This window comes from Sphingomicrobium aestuariivivum (assembly GCF_024721585.1).
Classification (GTDB): domain Bacteria; phylum Pseudomonadota; class Alphaproteobacteria; order Sphingomonadales; family Sphingomonadaceae; genus Sphingomicrobium; species Sphingomicrobium aestuariivivum.
Genome location: NZ_CP102629.1, coordinates 1,208,404 through 1,222,851 on the forward strand (window position 1 = coordinate 1,208,404; position 14,448 = coordinate 1,222,851).

Annotated in this window: 5 protein-coding genes and 1 tRNA gene; 3 read left to right on the plus strand and 3 right to left on the minus strand. The window is 67.9% G+C overall.

All coding sequences use genetic code 11. The features are described from left to right. On the minus strand, positions 1-4,638 hold the full coding sequence (locus tag NUW81_RS06345; protein ID WP_245111603.1) for an NAD-glutamate dehydrogenase: 4,638 nt from the start codon (positions 4,636-4,638) through the stop codon (positions 1-3). Between the two features lie 96 nt (positions 4,639-4,734). Next, positions 4,735-6,930 (minus strand): PAS domain-containing protein, encoded by a 2,196-nt coding sequence (locus NUW81_RS06350; RefSeq protein WP_245111605.1) that lies wholly within the window; start codon positions 6,928-6,930, stop codon positions 4,735-4,737. Positions 6,931-7,103: 173 nt separating this feature from the next. On the opposite strand from NUW81_RS06350, the gene NUW81_RS06355 reads away from it, so the two are divergent. Next, a tRNA-Thr gene (locus NUW81_RS06355) sits at positions 7,104-7,179 on the plus strand. 139 nt (positions 7,180-7,318) lie between these two features. On the opposite strand, the gene NUW81_RS06360 is transcribed toward NUW81_RS06355, so the two are convergent. Next, positions 7,319-12,187, minus strand: coding sequence for an autotransporter domain-containing protein (locus tag NUW81_RS06360; protein ID WP_245111608.1), 4,869 nt, complete (start codon positions 12,185-12,187; stop codon positions 7,319-7,321). A gap of 282 nt (positions 12,188-12,469) precedes the next feature. On the opposite strand from NUW81_RS06360, the gene NUW81_RS06365 reads away from it, so the two are divergent. Next, positions 12,470-13,555, plus strand: a complete 1,086-nt coding sequence (locus NUW81_RS06365) for a sensor histidine kinase (RefSeq protein WP_245111612.1) — start codon at positions 12,470-12,472, stop codon at positions 13,553-13,555. Beyond that, positions 13,552-14,334, plus strand: coding sequence for a LytR/AlgR family response regulator transcription factor (locus NUW81_RS06370; RefSeq protein WP_245111614.1), 783 nt, complete (start codon positions 13,552-13,554; stop codon positions 14,332-14,334). The genes NUW81_RS06365 and NUW81_RS06370 overlap by 4 nt, the downstream gene beginning before the upstream one ends. The last annotated feature ends 114 nt before the right edge of the window (positions 14,335-14,448 follow it).

The following is a 14,448-nucleotide window of genomic DNA, read 5'->3' on the forward strand; positions in this document are numbered from 1 at the left end:
CTAGCGGGCGAGCAGGATGCGCGCTTGGCTGGCGATCTGTGCGAGCATCGGGGTGGTCGATCCCCCCGCCTTCTGCGCGCGGTCGACGAGGCGGCGGAACTGGTCGATTCGCGGCGCATTGCGGCCGATCCACTGCTCCACCGCTTCCTCGACGCCGGCGCCGCCCCGCAACACCTTTGACAGGAAGTCGATGCGCAATTGCTCGAAGTCGCGGGCGAGGCCGGCGACCAGCAGGCGTTCCCAATTGTCCTCGGGCACGAAGCGGATCAGCTGCTGCTGGGCCCAGTCGAGGCCGAGTGCCTCGCCGAGGCGCGTGTAGGCCGAGGTGAGGGTCAGCACGTCGGTGTCGCGGCGCTTGGCCAGTGCGGCGAGGCCGAAGACGCCATCGAGCTCGTAGAGATGGATGAGGGCATCCACCAGTTCGGGCTCGGCACCGAGGCCGGTGAGGCGTTCGCGGCGCGACTGCGCCTCGTTGCGGACTTCGGCGCGGATCAGGCGGCCGGCATTGCCCTCGACGGCTTCGAAGCCGGGACCGAACAGGTCGAGCAGCGCCGAGGCACGCGTTTCCGCGCCCGCCGAGCGCAGGATGTCGCTGAGGTGACTGCGCACCGAGCGCGCGGCGACCGCGAACAGTTCGATGCGGGTCTTCTCGTCGACCTCCGCCGTCTCGATGCGGCCCCACAGGTCCTTGAGACCGAGCAGCCGCTCGGCGACGATGAAGGCGATGGCGACCTGCCCCAAGGCGACGCCTTCCTCCTCGGTCATGTCGAGCGCGATCGACGGGCCGAGGCGGTTGACGAGGCGGTTGGCGACCTTGGTGGCGATGATCTCGTTCTCGAGGCGGTGCGCGGCGACCGCGCCCTTATGCTCGGCGACGAGTTCGCGCGGGAAGGCGGCGAACAGCTCGCCCTCGAGCGCGGGGTCATTGGCAAGATCGAGCTTCTCGGCCGCTTCCTGCAGCGCCATCTTGGACATGGACAGGACGACCGCCAGTTCGGGACGGGTCATGCCGACATTGTCGAGCCCGCGGCGCATCAGCGCTTCCGAGCTCGCCAGCCCCTCGACGCGGCGGTCGAGACGGCCGGCGGCCTCGAGGATCTCGATGGTGCGCACGAAGCCCGGCAGGCCCGGGGCACCGCGGGCCTCTGCGACCGACAGGGCGAGTGCCTGCAGGCGATTGTCCTCGAGCACCAGCGCACCGACCTCGTCGGTCATGCGCGCGAGGAGAGCGTTGCGCTCCTCGAGTTCGAGGCGGCCCTCGTTCATCTCGCGGTTGAGCGGGATCTTGATGTTGACCTCGTTATCCGAGCAATCGACGCCGGCCGAATTGTCGATGAAGTCGGTGTTGATGCGGCCGCCCTCGAGCGCGAACTCGATGCGCGCCTGCTGGGTGATGCCGAGGTTGGCGCCCTCGCCGATCGCCTTGACGCGAAGCTCGCTCGCGTTGACGCGGATGGCATCGTTGGTGGGATCGCCGACGTCGCTGTTGCCCTGCGTCGAGGCCTTCACATAGGTGCCGATGCCGCCGAACCAGAGGAGGTCGGCGGGCGCCTTGAGGATGGTGGAGAGGATCGCCTGCGGGGCCATTTCCTCCTCGGCATCCTCGGGCACGCCGATGGCAGCGCGCGCCTCGGGGGTGAGGCGGATCGACTTTTGCCCGCGCGAGACGATCATCGCCCCCTTGGACAGCTTGGACTTGTCATAGTCCTGCCAGCTCGACCGGCCCATCTCGAACAGGCGCTTGCGCTCCTCCCAGCTCGTCGCGGGGTCGGGATCGGGATCGATGAAGATGTCGCGATGGTCGAAGGCGGCGATGACGCGCAGTGCCTTGGACAAGAGCATGCCGTTGCCGAACACGTCGCCCGACATGTCGCCCACGCCGACCACGTCGATGGGGTCGGTCTGGACGTCCACGCCCATCTCGAGGAAGTGGCGCTGGACCGAGACCCACGCGCCCTTGGCGGTGATGCCCATCGCCTTGTGGTCGTAGCCGTTGGAGCCGCCGGAAGCGAAGGCATCGCCGAGCCAGAAGCCGCGCTCCAATGCGATGGCGTTGGCGACGTCGGAGAAGGTCGCGGTGCCCTTGTCGGCGGCGACGACGAAATAGGGGTCGTCACCGTCGTGGATCACGACATTGTCGGGATGCACCACGCGATCGTCGACGATATTGTCGGTGACCGACAGGAGCGAGCGGATGAAGGTGCGATAGGCCTCGGTGCCTTCGGCGAACCAGGCCTCGCGGTCACCCGGGGGCGGCAGCTGCTTGGCATAGAAACCGCCCTTGGCGCCGGTCGGCACGATGACGGCATTCTTGACGAGCTGCGCCTTGACGAGCCCCAGCACCTCGGTGCGGAAGTCGTCGCGGCGGTCGGACCAGCGCAGGCCACCACGCGCGACGGGCCCGCCGCGAAGGTGGATGCCCTCGACGCGGGGGCCGTAGACCCAGATCTCGCGATAGGGGACGGGAGCCGGAAGACCGGGGATCTTGCCACTGTCGAACTTGAAGGCGAGGCATTCGCCGTCCTTCAGCGCGAAGGCGTTGGTCCTGAGCGTCGCCATCACGATGGCGCGGAACAGGCGCAAGATGCGGTCGTCGTCGATGCCCTGCACCATCGAGAGCGCATCGTCGAAATTGCGGAGCGCATTCTTGACGCTGGCGGCGCGGTCATCGCCTGCATGGGGATCGTGCGCCGCGATGAAGGCCTCGATCAGCGAGGCGGTCGCGTGCGGCGCTTCCTGCAGCGTTTCCACCACGGTAGCGAGACCGAAGGCGACGCCGATCTGGCGCATGTACCGGAACCAGGAACGCAGCCAGACGACCGAGCGCGGCTCGAGGCCGGCGAACAGGACGAGGCTGTTGAAGCCGTCGTTCTCCGCCTCGCCCGACATCACCTCGGCGATCGCCTTCTCGATCACCTCGGCGCGTTCCATGATCGCGTCCATGTCGGTGCCCTCGGGCAGCTCGAGATGGAAATCGTGGACATAGCCGAGCGCACCATCGGCGAGCGCGGTCGGGATTTCCTCGAGTACGTGGAAGCCGAAATCCTCGAGCACGGGGACGGCGTCCGACAGCGGGATGATGCCCTTGGCGCGATAGGTCTTGAGGCGCAGGCGGTTGGCCGCCTCGTGGGGCGCGCGGACGAGGCGCACGCTGCGCTCGTCGCCCTCGAGGGCGCTCATGCGGGCGATGTCGAGCGCGCCTTCGCGCGGACTGGTGCGCGCGCGGTAGCTCTCGGGCATGCCGGGCAGGTAGGAGAGCGCGAGACGGGTTGCGCGGCCGGCGCCGACCTCGTCGATCAGCTCGCTCTCGACCGCGGGGGCCCAGCCGCGGACCATCTCGACCAGCGCCTTGTCGAGCGCGTCGACGTCGGGCAGCGGCATCGAGGGATCGGTCGCCATGGTGTAGCGAAGGAGCGCCAGTTCGCCGTCGCCCAGTTCGACCGACCAGCTGGAGATGGGCGAGCCCACCTCGTCCTCGAGCATCATGGCGATGGCGAGGCGACGCGAGGTCGAGAGCTCGTCGCGCGGCAGCCAGACGAAGGCGTAGAGGTGACGCTGGAGCGCGCCCTGCAGGACGAGCAGCGTCGGGCGCGGCCGGTCGGCAAGGCTCATCGCGGTCAGCGCCGCAAGCCGGACTTCCTCTTCCTCGAAGCTGATGACGAGGTCGTGAGGCAGCGTCGAGACGGCATGGGTCAGCGCCTTGCCGCCATGGCTGGCGGGCGAGAAGCCGAGTTCCTTGTCGAGCGCGTCGAGGCGCTGGCGCAAGATCGGCACTTCGGCCGCGGGCGCGCGGAGCGCCTCCGAGGTCCACAGGCCTGCGTGGATCGAAATGCCCTCGTCGCGGCGCACCATGATGACATCGAGCGGCACGCGCCGGTGCACCGGCGAGACCTGGTCGGCCTTGAGGATGAGGTAGGAGCGGCCACCGGTGGTGAGCGCCTCGACGGCGGCGCGCACGACGCTCTCGTCCCACAGTTCGATGCCGTCGCGCAGCAGGCCGAGACCCTCGCCCGCCTCGCCGTCCTCGCCCACGAGGAGGTGGCCGAGCAGCGTGAAATTATTGTCGGCGAGCCAGTCGAGGAAGGCCGCCGCCTCGGGGCGCGGTTCGCGCAGGCGGTCGGCATCGGCGGCCATTTCGCCGAGCATCTGCTTCCAGTCGCGCACCGCGGCGCGGACATGGTCGAGCACGTCACGCAGCGCGACCGACAGGTCGTGGCGCCCGCGCGCGTCGGCGCGGTCGAGCTCGATGTAGATCAGGCTTTCGGGCGTGCCTTCCTCGCCGCCCCAGCCGGTGATGCGACCCTCGTCATCGCGCTGGACGCGGATGATGGGGTGGAGGAGGCGATAGACGGCGAGCCCGCGCGCGGCGATGGCGCCGGCGACGCTGTCGACGAGGAAGGGCATGTCGTCATTGACGAGCGCGAGGCGCATGCGGCGCCTGCCCGCCTCGCCGCCAGAACTCTCGAGCTCGAGGTTGAGCTGGCCCGCCTTGCGCTGCTGCGCGGCGGCGGCGACGAAGCGCGCCGCATCCTCGAGATCCTCGAGCCCGTATCCATCGAGGTCGCCTGGAAGCGCACTGGCCTCCATCGCCTGTTCGAGCAGTTCCACCCAGGCGGGATCGATCCCTTGTTCCGACATGCCCTCTTCCCTGACGCGTCCATGTTTGGCGGCGGGCTATAGACCCGCCTTCGAGGGGGCGACAAGAGCTAGTTTTGCCGGAAGTTCAGGGGCTTTTCAGCGCCCCGACTTGAGGATCGCGCGCTCGACCAGTTTGTGATCGATCACACGGGCGACGGGTGCGTGCCCGCCATTTTCGTCGCGACGGACGAGCACCAGTGCGAACTCCTCGTTGGCTCCGAGGCGCGCAAGGTCGATGGCATCGCGTTCGCGCAGGCGTCGGCACGCGGCATCGAGCCGGGAATTGGGCTTGGGTTCGGGCACCTCCTCGCCGCGCTTCAACGCTCGCTCGGCGGCGACGAGGCCCTTCAATCCGCCTTCGGCCTCGCTGACAAAGGCCTCGAACTCGCCCTGACCGAGATCTTGGCGGTGGCCATAGGAAAGCGCGGCAGCGAATTCGGTGAGGCGTGTCTTGTCGTATTCGACCCCGAAGACGAGCTTGACGATCGGCGTCATCGGCGCGCGAGCCTGGACCGTCAGTTCGGCGGCTTCGAGAAGCGCGGCATAATGGTCGGGCTCGGCCTCGGCGACGAGGCTGAAGTCATAAGCCTGTCCGAGCGCGCGGTAGAGCGCCGAGCGGCTGCGGCTGTCGGCATCGTTGGACAGCGCGGCGGCTTCGCGCGCGGCCTCCAGCCAGGTCTCGAGCTGCGAGGGTTCGGACGCGACCTCTTCCTCGGCGACGTCCTCGACCTCTTCGGCTTCGGCGGCGAGTTCGAGCGGCTCGTCATCCACGATGTCATCCGTGATCACCGTGTCCTCGAGCGCTTCGGGGAGCGGGGCCGGTTCGTCCTCGACCGCCACCAGTTCTTCCGCGACCGGTTCGTCGGCGACGTCCGTAACATCTTCCACTTCCTCGACCGCTTCGAGCTGTCGGGCCTCGACGGCTTCCTCCGGCTCGAAAGCAGGCTCGTCGGCAACGACAGGCGCAGCCTCTTCAACGAAGGCCGGCTCTTCGGCGGCAGCTTCGGCGAGCGGATCAAGAGCGACCGGCTCTTCCTCTTCAACCGGTTCGACGACGGGCACGTCGAGTTCGAGCGCCTCTTCCTCGTCGGCAAGGGCGGCAGCGGGGACATGATCCTCCTCGACCACCGCATCGAGTTCGAGCGGTTCGTCGGCCTCGGCAGCGGGATCCGACTCTTCGACGGCACCGAGCTCGAGCGTTTCGTCGAGCCCTTCCTCGCCCATGTCCGACAGCGGGTCGGGGCGGTCCATCTTCTCGAAGCGGCCGGTCAGCTCGGCATAGGCATCATTGTCGGTCTCGGCTTCTTCCTCGCCCTCGTCGTCCATCTCGTCCGGCAGGTCGACCGCCGCGAGCGCGGCATAGTCGACGCTGTCGGTCTCGCGGTCTTCATCGTCGGGTTCGACGGGCGCGAAAGCCACGACGCCGGGCGCGCTCATGTCGACCTCGGGCAGCGGCTCGGGGACGAAGACTTCCTCGTCTTCCACCTCTTCCTCCGGCGAGGCGATGACCTCGGGCTCGCCCTCGGCTTCGGCCACGGCTTCGAGGACCACCTCTTCTTCGGCGGGTTGCTCGACGGCCTCTTCGGCTTCGGCGAGCACCTCCTCGGCGGCGGCGAGGATGTCGCCGACATCGGCGGCAGCATCGCCAGTTTCGGTTTCGGCCTCGACCTCGGCTCCGGCCTCGGCATCCTGCACCTCCGGCTCGGCTTGCGGGCCGTCGCCCTGCGGCAGCGGCGCGGGTGCATCGAGGTCTTCGAGTTCAGCGGCGGCCTCTTCCTCTGCCTTGGCGCGCGCTTCGGCATCGGCGGCGCGCTGTTCGGCGGTCTTCCAGTTCACGACCGCATAGACAAAGTCGATGGTCCGGTCGTCGGACGAGAAGGGCATGAGGATGCCGCGATAGACGGGACCGTCGCCGACTTCCTCGGCGCTGCCGCTCTCGAAGCCAACAGGCGCGCGGCATTCCATCAGCCGCTCATAATGTTCGGCGACCGCGCCGAGCATCGAATCGCGCGGCACCTCGCTCAGCTTCTCGATCGATTCGCCCACCCCGCACTGGGTCCGGATCGCCTGCCCGACATAGGGCAGCGTGGGATCCTCCGCGCCATTGGTGAAATCCATCAGCACGCTGTTGAGGGCGAAATTCTGCAGATCGGCGGGTTTCAGGTCGTCGATCGAAGGGAAATCGCGCCCGTCGAGCAACGAATACCAGTAATTGTAGGCCCGCACCTGCATGCGGCGATCGGCGATCGCCGTTTCGGCACTCTTGTCGAACTGCTTCTGATCCGCGTGCATTCGGCCCACCCCGGCTAATGATATCTTCTGCGGGAGCATGGCGGAGCGGGCTGAAAAAAGCGTTAAGCGCGCTGAAACCAGTCTTTGCGCGCGATGGACCCACCCAAGGCTTGAAAGGGGCGGGGCACCTTGGTAGAGGCGCGCATCCGCGAGCCCTTCGGGCCGATGGAAACGCCGCAGTAGCTCAGCTGGTAGAGCACGTCATTCGTAATGATGGGGTCGGGGGTTCGAGTCCCTTCTGCGGCACCACTTCCTTTTACATCCAGACCTGTTGCCGTGACGGTTCGTCGCGCATCGTCGCGCGTGTGTCAGTCACAGGAAAAAGGGAGCCGCCACCGGCGACTCCCTCCCCCCCGTTTTCCGGCACAAGAGGTGCGGGTGCTTCCCCTTAGAAGCGTACGCCCAGCCCGCCACGCAGGCTGACCCCTTCCACCTCGCCGAAATCGAATGACCCCTGCGCGAACAGCGAGATGCTGTCGTCGAAGGTCAATGCCACACCGCCGAGCGCCTGCCCGAACAGCCCTACTTCCTCGTCGCTGACGCGGATGCTGTCGGCGCCCGAGGTGAAGACGACGTCATTGGCGCCGCCGCTCTCGTTGACGAGGAACAGCCCCGCATAGGGATTGAGCGTCGCCTTGCCGGTGCCGAGGCGCGCGCCGGCGCGGGCGCCGAGGCGGGCGCGAAGGCTGTCGCTGTCCTCGAGCGCGAAGCTGCCGCCGTCAACGTCGAAGCCGTCGAGCGAGGCCGAGGCATAAGCCACGCTCGCTTCGGGCATGACGTAGAGACGGCCCATGTCCATGCGGTAGCGCAGGCCAAGGCTCGCCCCGAAGGCGTCGACGTCGAGCGTGTCGCGGAAGTCCGCGCTCGCAAGGTCCATCTCGAGTTCGCCCTGGTCGAACTTGATCATGGCATCGGCGCTGAGGCGACCGTCGTCATAGCCCGCGACAAGACCGATGTTGGTCATGTCGGCGTCCATCATGTTGCCGCTCTCGCGGATCCGGAGCTCGCGCGAGCCGGTGCCGGCGACGAGGCCGACATGGACCATGCCGAAGCGCGTGCCGATGCCCGCCTCGAGACCCGTGCCCTGCTCCTCGCCGGTCAGCGCGAAGCTGTAGCCGGTGCCGTCATGGCTGATCGCGAAATCGGTCGCATCGCGCTCCTGCTCGACGTCATAGGCCTGACCGAACACGCCCCAGCGCCCATCGCCCGGCAGGGTGCGCAGTAGCGACAGGCTGTCGCGCGCCGCCTCGGCCGACTGGTGCCACAGGCCGGTGACGAGCACGCCCGCGCGGGCCGGCTCGATGACCTCGCGGTCGGGGGCGAGGGCGAGACCGATGAGCCCCGCCTCTTCGGTCAGGCGCCAGTTGAGGAAGCCCGCGTCGCGGGTCGTTTCCTCGACGGTGAAGACCGCGCCATCGGCATTGCCGGTGACCTCGACGAAGAGGATCTCGTCATCGAGCTCGGGCGTGAGGCCGACGACCTTGAGCGCGCTCGTGCCCTCGACGTCGCCGAGGACGAGGCGGTCGCCATCGCCGCTGGCGTCGAACAGCAGGGTGCTGCCCTCGCCCGCCACGAACAGGCTGCCCGTAAGGTCGAGCACGTCTTCGACGCCATTGTCGAGGAAGGCGATGGTGCCGTCATTCTCGAAGATCTCGAGGCCGGCGAAGTCCGCCATACCGTCGACGCGAACGGTGCCAGTGTTGACGAACATGTCGTCGCCCGCACCGAAGTCGCTGGTGCCGCCGGCGATGAACAGGCCGTCATTGGCGAACAGGTCGTTGCCGGCGCCGAGCATGAACAGCCCGTCGAAGGTGCCGCCAGCCTCGACCGTCACGGTCGTGCCGGCAAAGCCGCCATGCATCATCGGGGTCGAACCGAGGATCGGGTCGTCCGCCTCGTCGCCCGGCAGTTCGTCGCCGCCGATGAGATCGTCGGGATCGGCGGGCATGCTGTCGTCATAATCCTCGACGAGGAGCGCATACTGGCCTTCGGCACCCTTGAGCATGCCGCCATCGCGGATGGTGACGCTGTTGTCGCCGAGACCCGAGATGCGCACGCCGGTGCCCTGCTGCGCCTCGACATGGCCCTCGATGGCCACGTCGACCGAGCTGTCGCCGCCGCTGACGATATTGATGGCGTTGGAGCCGAGTCCCGCGACCGAGACGTCGCCGACGGTCACGTCATGCGCACCGCCCCAGGTGTAGGCGAGGACATCGACGCCGTTGGCGCCGTCGCCCGAGGTCGCGATCGACCCCGCGCTCACGCTGACATTGCCGCCGAAGCTGTCGATGAAGATGGCGTGGCTCGCACCATAGGGCGAGGGTTCGCCCTCGCCGTCGGCGAGTTCGGCGCCGATCGGCAGGCCGGGGCCGTCGAGGTCGTCGCCGGGATCTTCCTCGACCGGCGGGACATAGGTGCCGCCCGTGGTGGTGACGCTGTCGGCGGTGAGCGTGACGTCGGCGCCCTCGCTGACGATGCGGATGCCGCGCGCGCTGTCGCCCGAGGTGGCGATGATGCCGGCCTCGACGACGAGCGCATCGACCGGCTCGCCCAGTTCGCTGGTCATGCCGAGGCGGCCGATGGCGATGGCGTCGGCAAGGTCGCCCGAGGTGACCGCGCTGCCGACCGTGAATTCGCCCGCCTGCGCGAGGAAGGTGCGAAGGCCGGTCGCCATGAAGCCGGTGGTCTCGATGCTGTCGACGGTGACGTCCATGCGGTGGCGCATGCCGTCGAGCCAGACGGCGGCGGCCTCGTCGCCCGAGGTCGTCACCGAGCCTGCATCGAGGACGAGGTCGAAGGTGCCGTAGCCCGCGCCCCAGTCGATCGCGCGGAACTCGATGCCGGTGGCATTCTCGCCTTCGGTCACGACCGAGCCGATGCCCACGTCCCAGCTCGAGATGGTGGTGGTCATGGTCACGCCGCGACCCGACCAGCCGTCGGTGTGGACGCTGCCGATGTCGGCGGTGACGTGCGTGCCCTCGGCATAGGTGCGGTTGCCGAAGGTGAGGCCGATGCCGCCCGCCGCGTCGATCGAGCCGATCGAGATGTCGGCATTGCCGTCACCGCGGATACGCCCCGCCCAGCCATAGCCGGTCGAGCCCTCGAAGTCGGGATTGCCCTGATAGCCCTCGACGGTGATCGCGCCGATGTCGACGGTGATGTCGCCGCGGTAGCTCGCGACCGCCACCGCGCGCCCGAAGGTCTCGAAGGCATAGCCCTCGGGCGGGACGACGGAGAAGCTGACGCTGTCGGCAGTCATCGCGATATCATCGAAGCCGGTCAGCGAGACGCCGAGGCCATTGGTGCCGCCGACCACGTCGACGTCGCCGAGCAGTGCCGAGACGCTGCCGTTGATGGCGGTCGCCTGGAGGCCGCTGGTATTGTCACCACCGACCACGTCGAGGTCGCCCAGTGCGACCGAGACATCGCCGCCCTCGGTATAGAGGTCGATCCCGATGGCCCACGGCAGGTCGAAGCTCGCCGAGGCGCTGTCCGCCATGAAGCTGATATCGTCGTTCGCGACGATCTCGGCGATGCGGCCGTCGGCGACATTCACGCTGCCGAGATCGATGGAAACGCTGCCGCCGGTGCCGACGAGGAAGCCGTCGGCCCCGAGGCCGGCCACGCTGACGCTGCCCGCGGTGACGGCGACATCGCTGCCCGCGCCGCCCATCAGCACCATGCCATGCGCGCCGTCGCCGGCGGTCGACAGGCTGTCGAAGGCAGCTTCGAAATTGCCCGAGAGGTCGGCGGTGACGCCATAAGCGCCCGCGCCCTCAGTCGACAGGTCGCCGATCACGAGATCGACCTTGCCGAGCGTCGACAGGTCGAGGCCGTGGGCATAGGCGCCCGCCGTCGAGAGCGTGTCGAGATCGACCAGCAGATAGCCCTGCCCCGTCATGGCGAGGACGCCCGAGCTGCCCTCGCCCGCGGTGGTGATCGAGGTGCCGACCACGTCGGTGCGATAGATGCCGCCCGTCAGGACGACGCCGTTGGAATAGGCGCCGAGGGTCGAGATGCTGTCGACATAGATGCCATGCTCCTCGGCATCGCTGACGACCGCGGCGGCATTGTCGCCGGCGGTCGCGATGCTGCCGGCCTTGAGGAAGTTCCAGGTCTGGCTGGTCATCTCGACACCGGTCGAGCCATGGCCCGCGGTCGTAACGCTGCCGAGGTCGAGATAGTTGTTGAGATAGGCCTCTGAAACGACACCGCTGCTGTTCATGCCGCTGGTCACGACCTCGTCGACGAGGATGAGCGAGCCGCCATAACTAGCGACCTGGCTGAGGCCGGTGGCGCCGTCGCCCGTGGTCTCGATCCGGTCGCCGATGGTCTCGCCGCCAAGCCAGTTGGTGATCTCGAGACCGGTCGCGCCGTCACCGGCGGTTTCGACCGAGCCGAACTGCGTGCTGGTCAGGAGGCCCTCGGTGACCACGCCCTTGGCATTGGCGCCCTCGGTGGTGAGCGTGTCGACGCTGACCTGCGCGATGCCATAGGCATAGACGTCCATCCCGACCGAATTGTCGCCCGAGGTGTGGACTTCGGTAAAGCTCACATAGGCATAGTCGATATCCGAATGGACACGCACGCCGGTGGCGTCATCGCCTTCGGTGATGACCACGCCGCCGCTGACGCTGGCGCCCGCGATGAGCTCGCCGCCGCCGCCATACCAGCCGCTCTCGCCCGCGCCGCTGCCGAACGGGTCGAGCGGGTCGGACGGACCATAATAGCCGTAGCCGTCATCGGCGGGCTCGAAAAAGCCGTAGGAGAAAACATCGACGCCGGTCGAGCCGTTGCCCGAGGTGGTGACATTGGCGACCTGCACGGTGGCCTTGCCATAGGCATAGACGTCCACGCCCTCGCTATCCGCGCCGGTGGTGACCACGTCCTGCGCGTTGACGAAGGCCGAGCCGTAATAGCTGTCGGCGTCGATGCCCGGCGCGAAGTCGCCGCTCGTCGTCACGCTGCCGACGATGAGCGTGAGGTCGCCGTCTGCATATTCGGCGACGGTCGTGTCGCTCGTCTCGATGATGACTTCCTTGTCCTCATAGACCGGCGCGGGATCCATGGGATCGATCGGGTCGATCGGATCGAGCGGGGGCAGGAGCAGTTCCGACATGTCGGGGGCGACGAGGCCGGCCATGTCTTCCGCCTGCGCATGGGCGGGCGCGGCGAGCGCGAGCGCGGCGATGCCGGCTGCGGCGAGCAGCTGCGCGCGACGGCTGGCGGGGGTGGGCTGAAGGACGGGTTTCGGCACGTGTCGGTCTCCTCGTTCGCGCGGGGAGACGGAGCGAACGACGCCCGTGACGGACAAGTCCGCGCGCCGTTCAATCATCCCCCCGCCCCGGCGGAAGGATGCGTGGGGCAACCGACCGCCGGGATGCTTGTCGCCGCCCCCTGACTGGAGCCGGCTTCACCCTGCCTGTTGCAAATCGCCACGCACTTTCTTGTCATTTTGCCACGAACGACCGTAAGCCTGCTGCGAACAACAACAGGATATGCGCGCGAAGCGGCGCGCGGTGGCGTAATGACGATGTTGATGAAGCGTTTTTCCTATCCGGCCATCCTCGAGGCAGGCCAGCGTTCGGTATGGCGTCCCGCCACCGCCGCCGTGCTGCTCATCTGGCTGTTCCACTTCCTCACCGTGAACGGCATCGGCCTGTTCTACTTCGGTGATGGCTGGCAATATCTCGACCAGCGGGTGTTCGTGATGGCCTTCGGTATCCTCACGAGCCTCGGGCTCGTGTGGGTGATGCAGGCGACATGGCGCTGGTCGGTCATGGCCAAGATCGCGCTGGTGACGGCCTGCGCCTGTCTTGCCGCCGCGCCCTATGCCACCGTCAACTGGTACCTCATGTATTACATCGAGGGCGACGTCGATAACTGGGACATTCCCTGGTGGATCGGCTGGTCGAAGGGCGCCAACCTGTTCATGGCGCAGATGGTCGCCACCGTGGCGGTGCAATATGCCGTGCGCCTGCTCGCGCGCGAGGAGCGGCTCCACTCGATCGAGCGCGCGGCGCGCTCGAGCGAGCTGAAAGCGCTCCGCTACCAGGTCAATCCGCACTTCCTCTTCAACTCCTTGAACGCGGTCGCCGCGCTGGTCGAGGACCAGCGGCACGAGGAAGCCGAGAACATGCTGATCGACCTTGCCCATTATTATCGCGCCGCGCTGACGGTCGACCCGCTCGCCGACGTGCCGCTGGGCGAGGAAGTCGAGGCGCAGCTCGTCTATGCCTCGATCGAGCAGCAGCGCTTTCCCGACCGCTTCGTGATGGAAACCGACATCCCACCCGAGGCCGCGCGCCTGCCCGTGCCCTCGCTCATCCTCCAGCCGCTGATCGAGAATGCGATCAAGCATGGGGTGGCGCGCTCGCGCTCCAAGGTGCGCGTCAGGATTACCGCGGTACGGACCGCCGACGGCGCGCTGCTCGTCAGCGTGCGCGACCGTCATGCGGGCGCGCTCGAACCCGACACGCGCAAGGCCAAGGGCACCGGTACCGGGCTCGGCAACGTGCGCGCGCGGCTCGTCGCCCGATACGGCAATGCCAGCGGGCTCGAGACCGAACAGCATGACAATGGCTTCGAGGTGCGCCTTCGCGTGCCCGTCATGGAGATGGCATGAGGACGCTGATCGTCGATGACGAACCGCTGGCGCGCCGCCGCCTGTCGCAGCTGCTCGCCGCCCTCCCCGACGTCGACCTCGTCGGCAGCGCGAGCGATGGCAGCGAAGCGCTACGCCTCAGCCGCGAGCACCGGCCCCAGCTCATGCTGCTCGATGTCGAGATGCCCGGCACCGACGGCTTCGACGTCGTAGAGGCGCTGGCGGCCGAGCCCGCAGGCCACGCCCCGCTGATCATCTTCACCACCGCCTTTTCCAAATTCGCGGTGCAGGCCTTCGATTGCGGCGCGGTGGATTTCCTCACCAAGCCCTTGCGTCGCCAGCGGCTGGACCTCGCGCTCGAACGCGCGCGGCGCAGCCTCGTGGCGCGCGAGGCCGACGGCCGCCTCGCCGCGCTCCATGCGCAGGTCGACGAATTGCGCCGCGACCGTGACAGCGCGGGCTCGAAGGCCGATCCGCTGTGGATCCCGCAGGGCGGCCAGCTCGTCCGCGTCATGCCCGAGGAGATCGACCGCATCGATGCCGAGGGCGAATATGTCCGCCTCCACGTCGACGGGCAGAATGTCCTCCACCGCATGTCGCTGACCCAGATGCTCGAAGAGATCGGCGATGACGGCATGCTGCGCGTCCACCGCAGCCACGCGGTCCACCACCGCGTCATCCGCGCGCTCACTCGCAACAGCTGGGGCGGGCCGGTGTTGCTGCTCGAGGACGACCGGCAGGTGCCGGTGGGCCGCAAGTTCGTGCCGCAGGTGAAGGCCGCGCTCGGCCTCGAGGGCTAGGCCTTCCCCGACATAGCTGTCCGCTGGCTGCGGCCTCGCGCGCCTCTCCTTGCCACGCGCAAAGAAGAAGAGGCCCCGGATCGCTCCGAGGCCCCTCCCCCTTTTTCGGCCGTT

What these genes read in the sequence shown, in the direction of transcription:
- NUW81_RS06365 (WP_245111612.1), top strand. Translation starts at nt 12,470, where the DNA reads ATGAAGCGTTTTTCCTATCCGGCCATCCTCGAGGCAGGCCAGCGTTCG.
- NUW81_RS06370 (WP_245111614.1), top strand. Translation starts at nt 13,552, where the DNA reads ATGAGGACGCTGATCGTCGATGACGAACCGCTGGCGCGCCGCCGCCTG.
- NUW81_RS06345 (WP_245111603.1), bottom strand. Translation starts at nt 4,638, where the DNA reads ATGTCGGAACAAGGGATCGATCCCGCCTGGGTGGAACTGCTCGAACAG.
- NUW81_RS06350 (WP_245111605.1), bottom strand. Translation starts at nt 6,930, where the DNA reads ATGCACGCGGATCAGAAGCAGTTCGACAAGAGTGCCGAAACGGCGATC.